Genomic DNA, 14,430 nt, shown 5'->3' on the forward strand with positions numbered 1-14,430 from the left:
ATAATAAACCATCGATGCGCAGAAAGTGTTTGGGCATTTCGATCCCGTAAACTTTTACCTGTTTTTGCCGTTCATCTCATATGGCAGAATTACCAGATCTCACCGTTTTCGCCCAAATCCTGACCAGGAAATATGCGGGTAAAAAACTTCAGGCGCTCGACGTCACCGTTCCGAAAAAACTCAACGTCAGCGAAGCTGAGCTAAAATCAGCGCTCGTAGGTCGGGAACTGATGGGTGTCCGTCGTGAAGGGAAGACCCTGCAGTTTGATTTTTCGGGTGATCAGGTACTCGGGCTGCACCTGATGCTAAGGGGGGAACTTGTCGCGCTCCAAAACGGTGAGGCTCCACGTTTTCAGATACTGGCTTTTCACTTTAGCGACAAGGAAGGTTTTGCGGTCATTGACCTGCAGAAACAGGCCACTCCCACCCTACAGCCAAAACCTGCCGCTGCGCCCGATGCCCTAAATTTGAAAGAATCAGCGTTCAAATCACTCGCAGCTAAAAAGCGGACATCTATCAAAACACTGCTCATGGACCAGAAGATGGTGAGGGGGATCGGTAACTCCTACGCCGATGAGATTTTGTACCATGCAGGCATTTCGCCGTTTTCGACGGCCAAGGCCATTCCTGAAAAAGCGATGGCCAGGATTTTTAAAAGTATTTACATAGTGCTTGAAAAAGCTATCGAAGATATCGCGGAAGCGAACGGTGATGAGCTTAAAGGAGAATTACGAGATTTTATGGCTGTCCACGATCCAAAAAGGAAAACCACTGAAAAAGGTGAAGAGATCAAAACCGATAAGATCGGTGGCCGGACAACGTACTACACAAGTTCACAAGAGTTATATCAATAATATGAAGATCGATAATGGCTAAACAACCAGCAGACCTCAACGGCTTTGTCCGGGTGCGCGGGGCGCGCGAACATAATCTCAAAAACGTTAGCCTGGATATCCCTCGCGATGCGCTTGTGGTCTTTACTGGTATATCCGGGTCAGGGAAATCGTCCCTGGCTTTCGGTACGCTTTATGCGGAAGCGCAACGCCGTTACCTGGAGTCCGTTTCGCCCTATGCCCGGCGGCTGTTCAACCAAATGGCTATTCCGGAAGTAGATGAAATAGAGGGCCTGCCACCGGCGGTTGCCTTACAGCAACAGCGCGGTGGTACGTCTACCCGTTCGTCCGTCGGCAGCGTGACTACGCTCTCTAACCTGCTTCGTATGCTTTACTCACGGGCGGGCGACTATCCCAAAGGACAAAGCATTATTTATGCCGAATCTTTTTCGCCGAACACACCAGAAGGTGCCTGTGTCGAATGCCATGGCCTGGGACGGGTTTACGAAGTGACCGAAAAAACGATGGTGCCCGATGAAACGCTCACTATCCGGGAGAAAGCTATTGCCGCGTGGCCCTCAGCCTGGCAGGGACAGAACCAGCGCGATATCCTAACCACGATGGGTATTGACATTGACACCCCATGGAAAGATCTGCCGAAGAAAGACCGGGACTGGATCTTATTTACCGAAGAGCAGCCGGTCGTACCGGTTTACTCAGGCTACACCCACGAGGAGATCCAGCGTTTTATCAAAAACAAACGCCAGCCGGATTATATGGGGACATTTACAGGCGCACACCGCTATGTACGGCACACGTTTGCCAACACGCAAAGCGCCCTGATGAAAAAGCGGGTCAGCCAGTTTATGCTGAGTAGCGAATGCCCGCTGTGCCACGGAAAGCGTTTACGCCAGGAATCACTAAGCGTCAAGTTCGCAGGCTATGATATCGCTGAACTTTCGCGCCTGGCATTAAATAAGCTGGCAGCGATCTTCAAACCTTATACATCGGGTGAAGCGCCAGCTTTAAAAGCCATAGCACATACCCACCCTGAAAAAGTGGTCGTAGCTAAAAGAATAGCCGAGGACTTTTTGGCGCGTTTACAGGTAATGCTGGACCTGGGCCTTGGTTATCTGACTATCGAGCGAAGTACACCAACCCTATCACCGGGAGAACTGCAGCGGCTGCGATTGGCAACACAGGTACGTTCTAATTTATTCGGGGTGGTTTACGTTTTAGATGAACCATCTGCCGGCCTCCATCCTGCCGATACCGAGGCGCTGTTGCGTGCGTTGGATAAACTGAAAGCTTCGGGTAATTCTTTGTTCGTGGTCGAACATGAGATCGATGTGATCCGTCACGCGGACTGGATCGTAGATGTCGGCCCGGCTGCCGGCGAAAAAGGCGGGCATATTTTATACAGCGGTCTGCCCGAAGGTTTGCGTGAGGTAAAAGCGTCCCTCACCCGGCATTATATTTACGACGATACCTTAAGAGCGGTAAGCGACCCGCGTGTGCCGAAAGACTGGCTAAAATTGACCGGCGTTAGCCGGAATAACCTGAACAAACTTGACGTGTCTTTCCCTATAGGGGTATTGACCAGCGTGACCGGCGTATCGGGTTCCGGTAAAAGCAGTCTGGTCAGCCAGGTATTGGTAGAACTGGTTGCGGAGCAACTCGGCTTACAGGTCGATATTTCCGGTGATACAGAAGCTGACCCGCTGGAGCAAACGGAAGTGATCACTTTGGGTGGGCAAATCGCCGGCGGCATGAAAAACATCAAACGTTTGGAGGTGGTCGATCAAAAACCTATCGGACGTACGCCGCGCTCCAACCTGGCTACCTATACGGGACTGTTCGACCATGTGCGTAAACTTTTTGCTGCTACGCCGACGGCCAGGTCCCGGAAATATGATGCAGGGCGTTTTTCTTTTAACGTGGTTAAGGGCCGTTGCCCTCATTGCGAAGGCGAGGGCATGGTGATGGTAGAACTGCTTTTCCTGCCAAGCGTGTACACGCCCTGCCCCACCTGCGGCGGCACCAGGTACAATCCGAAAACACTGGAAGTAAAATACAAGGATAAGAATATCGCCGAAGTGCTGGGCATGACCGTAGATGAAGCGGCCAGTTTCTTTGACGAAGAACCGGCCGTGAGCCGCGCGCTCGAAGTAGTCCGGGAAGTTGGTTTGGGTTACCTCCGCTTAGGGCAGCCTGCTACAGAGCTTTCGGGTGGAGAAGCGCAGCGGATCAAACTGGCGACGGAACTGCAAAGGGCGCAGCACGGGCAAACGCTTTACGTGCTGGATGAGCCCACGACGGGCCTTCACCCTTCTGATGTCGAACGCCTGATGCTACAGCTGAACCGCCTGGTGGACGCGGGCAATACCGTGATCCTGGTGGAGCACGATATGCACGTGATCGCGGAAAGCGACTGGGTGATCGATATCGGACCGGGAGCAGGCGAAGACGGCGGGACGATCGTTGCGGAAGGCACACCTTTGGATATTCTTAAAGTAAAGGATAGCCGCACAGCCCCCTATCTTACAAAACACATTAAACGGTAATATATCAGCTATGCAAAAAATCGGGTTTGGCGGGTCATGTCACTGGTGTACCGAAGCGATCTTTCGGTCGCTCAAAGGCGTAATGCTCGTCGAACAAGGGTGGATAAGTTCCAATGGTGGGAACATGGCGCCTTCAGAGGCGGTCATCGTCACCTACCATGAGAAAGAAATAAGTCTACAGACTTTGATCGCTATACACCTGCATACCCATAGTTGTACCGCTCAACACAGTATGCGGGAGAAATACAGGTCGGCGGTTTATACTTTCGAAGATGCGCAAGCAGCGGAAGCTCAAACAACGATAAGTGAGATACAGGCAGATTTTGACCAACCCATAATTACCAAGGTGCTGCCATTTCAAACCTTCAGATTGAACGATGAAACTTACCTGGACTATTATTACAAAGATCCATCGAAGCCATTCTGCCGGAATATTGTCAACCCCAAGTTAAAGGAACTGATCAGGCGCTTTGACAAACATATTTCTCCGGAGCGCGAGGCGTAACTGGCTAATCTACGTTAGGATTTCCCGAACTGAAAGCCGACCGTTTTTGGCGCTTCATTCTCAGCAGCAATGCCCTGGATATAACGCTGGTCATCGATCAGTTTGTAACTCAGCGAGGTCTCGTCAATTTTATAGTTCTCCGCTTCAAACCGTTCTTTTAGCGGTGCAAGGACTTCCTTACGGTCAAAGCTCGGGCTCAGTTTCAACTGTTCGTCCTGCGCTTCGAGCACCACGCCCGCTACTTTAAAGGAGAATATTTTTGCGTTCATTTGATTTGTCATTAACGTCCTTTGATTAAATAACCAATTAGCAATCCGATCACTACTGCAATGATAACATATACCCAGTTCACCGCCGGTTTCTTTTCCAGCGTTTCTACCTGCGCTTTGTAAGCTGATATCTGTTCATTCAGCAGCACCAGTTTTTCATTTTGCAGTTGCTCGGCTCCGGCTTTCAATTGCTCCACCCCTTTCAGTTGTTCATTAAGGTTGTCGATCTGTTTCTGGTAGCCTGCCGCCATTTGTGTTTTGACGGATTCGACTAGTTTGGCTTTAGAGTGAGCGGCTTCTTCTATGGTAAAGTTATAGGTCTCATTTAGGAATTGGCCAAAGGCCGTCGGGGTGATAAACGCCTTATCCGCCACTTGCTGTAATAGGCTGACGTCGTCCTTATGCCCGATGGCGGTAACGAAAAGCGCGCGCAGGGTAGTGCTTCTTTGAGCCAGGCCCAGTCTATTAAAGACTTCCATTTGTTCGCCACCACCGCGGGAAACCACAATAATGTCAAAGCCCAAGTCGTCAAGGCGCTTCATTTCACCTGTTAGTTCGCTTTCGTTGGTGAGACTGACCCGGAAGAACTGAAGATCGTAAAACCCGATGGACTCTTTCAGCTGGTGTTTGATGTCATTATCGATAATGCCGCTTTTGCCGATGATGACCGCGATCTTGAATGGTTCCTCAGTCAGTATCTTACCTTTAATAAAACCCTGAACATCTTTAAAACCGTAGGCCGCTTTCGCCTGCAGCAGGCTGATCTTGGCCAGGTCATCTTCGGAATATTTGTTTTGGCTTTGTTCGACCAGGTAGGTTACGGTAAGCTGGATCTGAATGCTGCCCGAGCTGTTCATCACGCGCTTGGTGATAAAGCCGTTCACCGTGATGGTCTTATTGTGCTGAAGTTCATTTCGGATCAGGGCGGGGATGATCAGCGTGAGCTGGGCATCCGAAGATTCATCACGCAACGTATCATAGTAGTAACCGTTATATGCGCTGCTTCTCCCCTGCAGGAACACACCTTTCAGGCGGACCATACGCTTGCTCTGGCTGATGCTGATCGAATTGTTGAACAGGTTTAATACAGCAGACGGTGAGTAAATCAGGGTTGCAGGGCTTTCCGTTTCCATTGTTCCCAAAATTACTAAAAATCTTGGCAGGGCGTAGGTGTCTGTCTTACCTATATTATCCCTATTATAATTATAAGGACATCCAAAACATGTCCGATGGCCCTGAGAGATTGCATGTAAAAAGATGTATTGTGAGCGACATATCCTTAACATGGTTGTACCGGGCAGCGTGATCCGGTGCTTACCGGGGCGACCATCGGGTTCTGCCTGCCAGCATAATCAGGAAACGCAATGTCATCCGGTTTATGCAGATTTTGTGATGATGCAGCCCAAGGGCCCTTTTGAAAAACAACACAGCCCGCTTTATTTTATTGTCCTTCAACAGATCATATGCCAATAAACAGCAAATCAGGCGCTCGCTTCGACGGAAGCTATATGTGAAACGGAAATCAAAATGCCTGTCAACCGTCCTAAAAATCTTCAGGTGGGTCAACCAGCGCGACTGATAGTGCTGACCGGTCCACGTTCCGCCGGGATGTTTCCTGTAGACTGACCAGCAGGCTTTAAAGTAATAAGCTGATCCGACGGCAGATAAGAGCAGGTATAATGGACGATCAGGAGCATTCAGGGTGAAGAACCAGTCGGGAGGATAGCCGGCGAGCGCAGACCTTCGGAACATAATACTGTTCGTGAGGATACTTACGTCGCTGATGATATCCGTAAATCTGTAGATGGTTCTTTTCAGATTGCTGCAGCAGGTTAAATTATCTTCGAACTGCCCGTTAATATTCAGTACCGCTGCGTCGTGAAAGCAAATGGTACAGGACCGTTCCTTATCCAACAACTCCGCCTGCCTTTGTAATTTGAACGGGTAAGTCCAGTAGTCATCTCCGTCCAACAGGGCGATCAGTTCCCCCCTGCACTGTAAAATCGTGTCTGCATTATTCTGCATCATGCCTTTATTGATCGTGTTCAGAACAGCCCTTATTTTTTGAGGGTAACGCTCCTGATAAGCTCTGACAATCTCTGCGGTCCCGTCTGTCGAGCAGTCCTCACCAATCACGATTTCGAAGTCAAAATGAGTAATCTGCCTTAAAACACTTTCAATTGTCTGTGCGATGTATTGCTCATGGTTGAATGTAAATATGCAAACGCTTAGTTTCATCAGTTAACAGATTATGGCTTTTCAGCAATTCTCCAGCAAGATAAAGTTTAATCTTAAATCTTAAAAAATAATTTAAGATTTAAGATTATTACCTACCTTTAGGAAAACGTTATTCAATGAATTCATCCAAAAGCCACGCACATCACTTAAAGTATTTCTCCAGATATTTCAAGCCGTATGTTTTGAATGAAACGTTGCTGGTCCTGATGCTGATCACCGGCAGTATCGGTTCGCTGGCAACCCCCTATGCTTTAAAGATCATCATAGACCAAACGCTTCCCCACGGCAATTTTCATGATCTTGCTTATGTCATGCTTGTGCTGACGGGCGTCTACGTGATCAGGATAGCAGCAAACATCGGCAGTGATATCCTCCAGATGAAAGTCAGTCAGGGAATTGTGGCAGATATACGTATGGATATCCTTAAGGCATTGCTTCAGCGCCCCCTGGAATTTTTCAAAAAAGCTGATTCTGGTGAAATCCTTTATACCGTGATGAACGATGTCCAAAACATTCAGACATCCCTGTCAGCTATCATACTGGTTTTCCTGAATGACCTTTTGGGCGTCGTCGGGATTGTGGTCATGCTTTTTATTCTTAATGCCAAACTCACGCTGATCAGTCTGGCGATCCTTCCGCTGATCATTATATGCCTGAAATATTTCACCCCCATTCTGCAGGCAAAGTTCAAGGAGGTACAGCGGCAGGAAGAAAAGCTGAATACTTTCTTTCTGGAAAAGCTGAAGAACATCAGGGTAATCAAAAGTTACAACACCTTCGGATATGAAGCGGACCGTCTGAAACATGCGCAAACTTCCTTATTGTCCGCCTACCTGGGAAATATAAAAGCATCTACGCTGAATACCAACTCCATCACATTCCTGATCGCGATCGGGCCGGTCATCGTGCTGATTTTCGGCGGCAGTGATGTCTTTAGGGGATCGATGACGGTGGGTGCGCTGATCGCGTTCATTCAGTATCTGAACCGTTTGTTCAGCCCGACGATTACGATCATGAACAGTTATACCCAGCTCAACCGGGCTGTAATTTCTATGGAACGGGTTTATCCCTATATAAAGTCAACCTACAGCATTGCGTCATCCGGCGGAGCGACCTGTTCTAAACAGGTGGAGTTTCACGAGGCGCTGCGTTCGCTGACCCTGAAAGATGTTTCTCTCGAGCTGGGTGACAGTAAAATCCTGGAAGACATCAACTTTGAATTCAAAGCAGGGAACATATATGGCATCACCGGCCCAAGCGGTTGCGGCAAGAGTTCTCTGGTTAACTTGATATGCGGCTTTTTACCACCTACAGCTGGCGAAATACTGGTCAATGGGGATACACAGCTGGCGCATTGCCAGGACTGGCAGGACCGGATCGGACTTATTGAAAAAGAAAATCAGCTGTTCCTCGGCTCTATTGCTTATAATATCCGGTACGGAACTTTTAACTCGACCGCCGCCGCAGTGGAAGACGCCATCCGATCGGCCAGGTTAAGTGATATCCTTGACAACCTCAAAGATGGGAAAGATACGGTCATCAACGAAACAGGAACGCTACTATCCGATGGCCAGAAACAGAGGGTTTCAATAGCGAGGGCTCTTTTGCGAAACCCCGGTATTGTGATCTTTGATGAAGCAACCGCCAGCCTTGACATCAAGTTAGAAGAGGAGATCTTAAAAACAATAAAAAAATCATTAAGCAACAGTATCGTCATCGTTGTGACACACCGCACGTCATCTCTGCATTTGTTCGACCATGTACTGCCGTTAGAAACTATAAACCGTCAGCAGACAAAAAATGAATATACCCCAGCAGAAGCCTGCAAGGCACTTTAATTTCGCGAACAGCCGCCTGCTTATTGTGAATAAAGTGGGCGATCTGGTTGTTAATCAAAACATTGACATAAAGATGATCAGTCAGATTTATACTTTATGCTACATCTTCAGCGGGTTCGCCTTGCCATCCAGGCAAAGCAAAATAACAGTAAACGACGCTGATGCCGGCATTTATTCTGATCTCTGGCCGGATGACTCAAAGTTCAAATCGTTAATCGAACCTTTTTTATCGACAGCACCGTTAAGCCAAATGCCATTTGAAGATTATGATGTGATCGTTACTCATCCTGCACTCGAAGAAAGCCTGATCCGTTCGCTGACTGCCCACTTTGAACAATTAAAGGGTCAACGCTACCACCAGCCGGAGCTTTTTTCGATGCTTGACCTTTCAGCGGCTGAAGTGATGCCCCTTCATCTGCCCCCGGTCAGTGTTTTAACAGAACGGATCCAGCAGTCATTTTTAGCGGATGAGTTTACCCGGCTCAAAGAATTCAAAAAGGAATTATTTGAAGCCTATAAAGGATATCCGCTGGCCGACCAGGAAAAACCCTTTAATAACTTACTGAAAACAATCAGGGCTACAAACCAGGAGAAGATCGGCCAGGCATTTCATCGCATCCTGCTACTGGATGACCAGCGAAGAAAATTTTACATTGGTGATTCCTGCTTTTGGTTACAAAATATCAACATCAACATCAGGCGGGCCTTCCCCGGAAGTGATATCACAGTCATATGCCGGGATGAAAAAAAGGTCGAAAGCTTTAACAAGATATTCGGACCATCCCTTGACAAAAGCTTCAAAGTGGCTTATCAGCAATGGGAGGACCTTGACTTTAAGCACTTTGATTTGGTGCTTTATGAAAGTGATATCACCTGCAACTTCCTTGGATATGTCACGCGCCATCATGATGCCAAATTCCGCAGCTTGCCCATTTTCAGTTATTTCAATAAGAGTGTGCACGACATCAAGGACCATTCAGAATGGAATTTCAAAACCATCTTTAATACCACACAACCCGTCGGTAATAGCATCGATAATATCCGTTCTGCACGAATCAACAGGGAGTTTGAAATAAAAATGTTGAAAGAAGAGCTTGCAGCAGGTGAGGAATGGATGGAAGTGCAAAATGTGAAGGCGGATGAAAAGGTGATCGCATTACTGCTCTCCACCTCTTCAGTACACAAGACTTTGCCTTATCCGGCACAGCTGGCACTTATTGAACATTTAACAAGCAGCATACAAAAGAAAGTGCTGTTGTTTGACGAGAACGGAACAGACTTGAGGAGCAGGCTGAACAATGACCTTCCGGCGCATGTCTCCGGCAAGATCATCATCGCCGAAAAACTGGGTATCCGGATGGATATGAGCTTATTGGCTAATCCGCGGATCACCGCCGTTTTCGGCCCCTGCACAGGGATGATGCATCTGGCGAACGGCATTTATCGGTTTATCAGGAACAAAAACCCCGGTAGCAGAATTTCACCTTTCATGCTGGTCTACACCGGAAATTTCGCCGAGTTCGATATCGCTTATCATCCGAAACACTGGTGGTTCAACTCGCTGGTAAAATGCGCCGTACTGATCAGGTCCTCCGTTAGCCGGGAAGCTGCATTTGTAAAACTCAACCAACTGAAGGCAGATCAGTTTGAAACATGCTCCTTGCCACTGCAGGAAGCTACGCCTGAGTTATTCATCGATTTCCTGGAGCGTGAATTCCGGCAGTTTGTAAACTGTTAGGCCTGGGCCGTTAAGTCAGCCGGCGCAAAGCTGGCCGTCAGCCGGCCGGTTTTAAGCCCGGGCTCATTGATCATAAGACGTATGATGCGGCTATGTTGCCCGGCCATCCATTCGATGAACCCAGGTTGGAACATCCAGGAATTGTAATACCAGCTGCAATGGAAGACATCAGCATATTCCATGATATCAAAAGTCAGCATGTAATACGTGTTACCACTTTTCCGGTGCCCCTCGACAAAATTGTGCTCAGCCGGCTTACCGATAATATTCCTGTTCTGAAAGTTCATGAATACTAGCGTATTTATCCTTAAGAGATCCGTATCGAAGTCAAATATGGCATGGTCGGTGATCCCTCTCCTGTAGGCTTTGATGAACTGATGATAGGTCCTGGTCGTCATGGCTTCTACGCTCTCTTCAGGATCAGGGCACCCGGTCAAATAAATACCCGCATTCAGATTAGCGATAAGTTCCGCTGCCTGCGGATAGGCGCCTCTTAAAGATATCGGCGAGGCAATGATTATCCTGGCTGACCTGGTCAGCGCGCTCAGCAAAATAAAAAGGCTGGAATAAAATAAAGAGCTGACCCCTGTCCTGTTATTCTTTGAAAAAAGTTTGATGCCTGCTGCCGTTTGGTCATCAAATTTGACCCCGTATTCAGCGGTCGGTCCATTTTGCAGCGCATACAGTACACTTGTCTTGTCTGCATATTGCTGGACCGGTCTTTCAACTCCGGTCATTCGGGAGAAAGTATCAAATGCCGGATGCCAGTCTACATGAGCGGGCAGTTGACCAAACTTTTCTTTCCAGAATGATGAGAGGGAGTGCCGGCCATTAAGCTGAATTTTCAGGAGTTGTTCCGAAAAATCTTTCAACTGGCATTTTAAGGGGGGGATCCGGGGCTCTTCTTCTCTGACGGCGGCGGCGTAGAAGCTGTTAATATCATCTTTCAGAATACTCAGCGAAGGTATGTCCGATATAATATGATGAATAAAAAGGATAAACAGATGGCTGCCATCACTCAGCTCAAACAAATATGTTTTGAAAAGAGGGAGCCGCTGAAGATCGCGCAACTGTCGGTTCCCCTTAGCGCAGGCTGCTTCGACAAAAGCTTCATCATCTTTTGTTTTGATCTGATAGGTCTCCATCCGGAAAACCTCATGTTCAAAATCCCGGATATCCTGCATCAGTGTTCCCTCATGCTCGAAGAAAACGGTCCGTAAGCTTTCATGCCTTTTGCTCAGTTGCGCCAGCGAAGATTGCAGCGCTTCAATGTTGACCACCGGTCGGGTAAATTTCAGCATCAGCAATTCCGGCAACGACGCTTCGGCCAGTTGCAGATTGGTCAGCCAGCACTTTCTTTGGATATCAGAGGCAGAGAATGATGTTTTCATGATGGATTAGTTATAGCATACAGAACCGGATTAAAATTGCGGTCATTATACATTTTCAGCTGTCGGTAAAGCTTTATATTTATCTTTCCTTCGATGATATCGTCCGTCATCCAGTCTATCGCATTCAACAGATCATTTTTCTGGCACAGGATGATTTCGCTCCGGCTCAGGCAGTTCTTGTAATGCTCCTGCGATATCTGCGGGCGCTCCAGTTCAGCGCCGACATGAAAACTTTTTAGTTCGAGGATGCATAAGCGGTCATAGGCCCACCCCAATGTCTCCGAGTTATGCCGGCATCCTGCCCTTTGCTGTTGCCCGTATCGTTCAAAAAAGTATAGATCCAGCCTTTCAACAGTATCTGTTCGCTCCTGATTCAGCTGATCAATTTTTCTTTTAAGGAACAACCCGTAAGACGGATCTATTCCCGGATCGCGGATCAGGTCTTCCACATGCCATTGCACAGTATCGATTGCTGCCTTGTGAAAGAACAGGTTTTCAACGCTGCCCGCAGCGTACCGGTTTACAGGCATTTTATCGATGGTATCCGTGATATGATAATCAGCGATCGCCTGTTGAAAAATCTGCAGAAAATAGGTCGCTTTAGTCTTCATAAGTATCGTTTTGTTCATTTATTTAAAGCCTGTCCTTCTCACTTGCGCTGTTGTCGCTTTTATCTATGTTCTCCCCTTTCCTCCGCCCGCTGGAAAATGAATAGGACAAGCCCAGGGAAACGGATCTTGTCGGAAGCGTTCTGTTAACGTCCCGGTAAAAATCTTTTTCATCGATCCTGTAACCGATACGTGTCAGATTAAAGGGATCGTTGGCATTCAGCGTAACGGTAAGCTTGTTATTTAAATAAGATTTTTTGAATGCAAAATTGATACGGCCCTGTGGTTTAAGGTCATAAATACTGTAGAAGTTATTGGTTATATAAAAGCCGTTTACTTCCGCATGATATCCCCCGGGCAATTGAAAACGGCTGGTGAGGGATCCATAGAACGGCAACTTCCTGATTGCTGTCTCGCGGTCCAGTAAGTAAATGCGGTCATAGGTCAAACTTAAATAAGAGGTAACCTCCCACCATTTCGTTAAACTAATCACCGAACTGTAAGAGAGTCCAAGTTTATCTTCGTTATTCGCATTGGCATACGATTCTACAATCACCTTTCCTTCTGAGAAATAAACCGTATTGATAATGCCGCGCAGCCTGTTGTAGAACAGACTGAAATTATGAACGCTGTTTCTGGTGTAGTTCAGTTCGAGGTTATCGGAGAAATAAGGCAAAAGGTCCGGGTTGCCCCTGGAAACATAATATGGATCCGCTATATCTTCGATCGGGTTTAGTAAAGTATAAGATGGCCTGGTCACTTTTCTGGAGTATGCAAAGGAAAACTGGTCTTTTTCCCGAGGCTTATATTGAACGAAGAAAGAGGGGAAAAAGTCAAACCTGTTGTCCCTGATAAAAAGCATGGAAGCTTCCTGGATCCGTGACCGGCTGTTGCCGCTGTAATTTGTATTTTCCCCCCTCAATCCGGCCTTCACACTCCACTTTTGAAAGTCATGGCTGAATGTTCCGTAAATACCGAATATATTCTCCTTATAAACGTAGCTGCTTGATCGTTGCGGGTTAAATACACCGCCGGACCCAAAACCATCAAAGTAATTGATTGCGTTATCCGTCTCGGATGTGTTGTATCGTGAACCGATCTGAAAGCTCGTTTTTTTGTCAGAGATTGTCAGAAGATCTGCGCTAAAGGTGGAGAACCCGACCCTAGCGGGATTGGTGAATGAGATCCCCTGAGGATCCCGGGTCGGTTGGCCGTTACTATCAAGAAATGTGTTGATCAGATCGGACGACAAGGCATTATGATAGCCCAGATAATTATAGGCCACATCCAGTTTACTTCCAGCCGTGTCAAGTTTGATCCGGTAAAGCACATCTACCTGTTGATTGTCAATGTCGGTTGCCTTGCGGTTCAGCGTTTTGAAAGCGGAATCGATCGCCGTGTCTCCGGCACTATGTCTCATAATATTGGTAACATTTCCTTCAGAGGCGACGTTGAGCTCCATCAGGCGGTAATCTACTGAGACCAGTTGTTTGCCGGTCAAAAAGTAACTCAGTCCCCCAGAGAGATTATGCAGGTGAACATGATCGTCCCGGTATAGGTTCAATTGATCCGTATAAATTCCGGCATCTTTATAAAACTGATGTTGACTATCGTCGCTAAAGTTCTTTCCAGTGTAATAATTGTAATTAGCCTTAATGTTCAATTTTCCGACCCGGTAATTCAGGTCCGCCCCGTTGCTGAAATTGGAATACCGGTGGCGCTCAAAACTGGAGTTCGCATTCCCGGTTAAACCATACCTGGCTTCCTTTTTTAATACGATGTTGATCACCACACCAGTGCTGGAACCTTCATATTCGGCACCGGAAACCGTTCTGACCTCGTAAGATTTGATATCTTCCGAAGGAATAGAACGGAGATACCGCATCAGGTCCTCTCCCTGTAATCTGACCCTGTTATCATCCACATATACCGTGACATTCCTGGTCCCCCCAAAAGTAACCGATCCGGCATTGTCGGCAACAACCCCGGGTATGACGTTAAATAAAGCATAACCGTTTTCCCCTTTTTTATATACGCTGCTCTCGATATGGACAACTGTTTTGTCAATACTTCTGGTAATCAGCGGTCTTCTGGCGCTGACCGTCACATCCTTCATCATGGTAATAGACTCTTGCATGCTAAAATGTGCCACAACGTCCTCGTTACCAACGCTTATCTCTTTAGACTGGTTGACGATCCCGATACCCGATGCAACCAGCAGGTAATTCCCTTGTGTAACGGAGGTAAGTATGTATTGGCCTTGGGCGTTTGTTGTCGTTGCCCGGATCAGCGCGCTGTCTTTAGCAGACCTGAGTGTTACCGACACCTGTTCAGCCGCGACGGTTCCAAGGGTAACGCGCCCGGAAATCCCAACTGACTGGGTATAAGCTGTCACCGGTGACAACCACAAAAGGAAAAGACAGAAACGGGCAGGTAAGGATGACAT

General features: G+C 47.5%; 11 protein-coding genes. 5 read left to right on the forward strand and 6 right to left on the reverse strand.

From position 1 onward, the window contains the following. Window positions 1-80: 80 nt before the first annotated feature. From WC615_RS01250 to WC615_RS01260, 3 genes are read left to right on the forward strand one after another with little or no spacing between them, the layout of a single operon-like run. Complete coding sequence (locus WC615_RS01250; protein WP_372976330.1) at window positions 81-854, forward strand: DNA-formamidopyrimidine glycosylase family protein; 774 nt, start codon at window positions 81-83, stop codon at window positions 852-854. Between the two features lie 14 nt (window positions 855-868). Continuing rightward, on the forward strand, window positions 869-3,397 hold the full coding sequence (gene uvrA / locus WC615_RS01255; protein ID WP_372976331.1) for an excinuclease ABC subunit UvrA: 2,529 nt from the start codon (window positions 869-871) through the stop codon (window positions 3,395-3,397). Window positions 3,398-3,407: 10 nt separating this feature from the next. Further along, window positions 3,408-3,902, forward strand: coding sequence for a peptide-methionine (S)-S-oxide reductase (locus WC615_RS01260; RefSeq protein WP_372976332.1), 495 nt, complete (start codon window positions 3,408-3,410; stop codon window positions 3,900-3,902). Window positions 3,903-3,916: 14 nt separating this feature from the next. On the opposite strand, the gene WC615_RS01265 is transcribed toward WC615_RS01260, so the two are convergent. From WC615_RS01265 to WC615_RS01275, 3 genes are all read right to left on the reverse strand, one after another. Continuing rightward, window positions 3,917-4,171 (reverse strand): hypothetical protein, encoded by a 255-nt coding sequence (locus WC615_RS01265; protein WP_372976333.1) that lies wholly within the window; start codon window positions 4,169-4,171, stop codon window positions 3,917-3,919. Window positions 4,172-4,182: 11 nt separating this feature from the next. Then, entirely contained in the window at window positions 4,183-5,304 is a 1,122-nt protein-coding gene (locus WC615_RS01270; RefSeq protein WP_372976334.1) for an exodeoxyribonuclease VII large subunit, read from the reverse strand. A gap of 181 nt (window positions 5,305-5,485) precedes the next feature. After that, window positions 5,486-6,409 (reverse strand): glycosyltransferase family 2 protein, encoded by a 924-nt coding sequence (locus tag WC615_RS01275; RefSeq protein WP_372976335.1) that lies wholly within the window; start codon window positions 6,407-6,409, stop codon window positions 5,486-5,488. A 116-nt stretch (window positions 6,410-6,525) separates the two neighbouring features. Between WC615_RS01275 and WC615_RS01280 the strand changes: the two genes are divergently transcribed. After that, complete coding sequence (locus tag WC615_RS01280; protein ID WP_372976336.1) at window positions 6,526-8,247, forward strand: ABC transporter ATP-binding protein; 1,722 nt, start codon at window positions 6,526-6,528, stop codon at window positions 8,245-8,247. Then, window positions 8,210-9,985: a hypothetical protein gene (locus WC615_RS01285; protein WP_372976337.1), complete on the forward strand. Its 1,776-nt coding sequence runs from the start codon at window positions 8,210-8,212 to the stop codon at window positions 9,983-9,985. Before WC615_RS01280 ends, WC615_RS01285 begins: the two co-directional genes overlap by 38 nt. On the opposite strand, the gene WC615_RS01290 is transcribed toward WC615_RS01285, so the two are convergent. The 3 genes from WC615_RS01290 to WC615_RS01300 are packed head-to-tail and all read right to left on the reverse strand — an operon-like array spanning window position 9,982 to window position 14,430. Further along, window positions 9,982-11,376 (reverse strand): condensation domain-containing protein, encoded by a 1,395-nt coding sequence (locus WC615_RS01290; RefSeq protein ID WP_372976338.1) that lies wholly within the window; start codon window positions 11,374-11,376, stop codon window positions 9,982-9,984. The two genes, WC615_RS01285 and WC615_RS01290, sit on opposite strands and share 4 nt — an antisense overlap. Continuing rightward, the gene (locus WC615_RS01295; protein ID WP_372976339.1) at window positions 11,373-11,987 is read right to left on the reverse strand and encodes a DUF4254 domain-containing protein; all 615 of its coding nucleotides are present in this window, start codon (window positions 11,985-11,987) and stop codon (window positions 11,373-11,375) included. The genes WC615_RS01290 and WC615_RS01295 overlap by 4 nt, the downstream gene beginning before the upstream one ends. 22 nt (window positions 11,988-12,009) lie before the next feature. Next, window positions 12,010-14,430 carry an outer membrane beta-barrel protein gene (locus WC615_RS01300; RefSeq protein WP_372976340.1) on the reverse strand — a complete coding sequence of 807 codons (2,421 nt, stop codon included), beginning with the start codon at window positions 14,428-14,430 and terminating at the stop codon, window positions 12,010-12,012.

It is taken from the genome of Mucilaginibacter sp. (assembly GCF_041663085.1).
In the GTDB taxonomy this organism is placed as follows: Bacteria; Bacteroidota; Bacteroidia; order Sphingobacteriales; family Sphingobacteriaceae; genus Mucilaginibacter.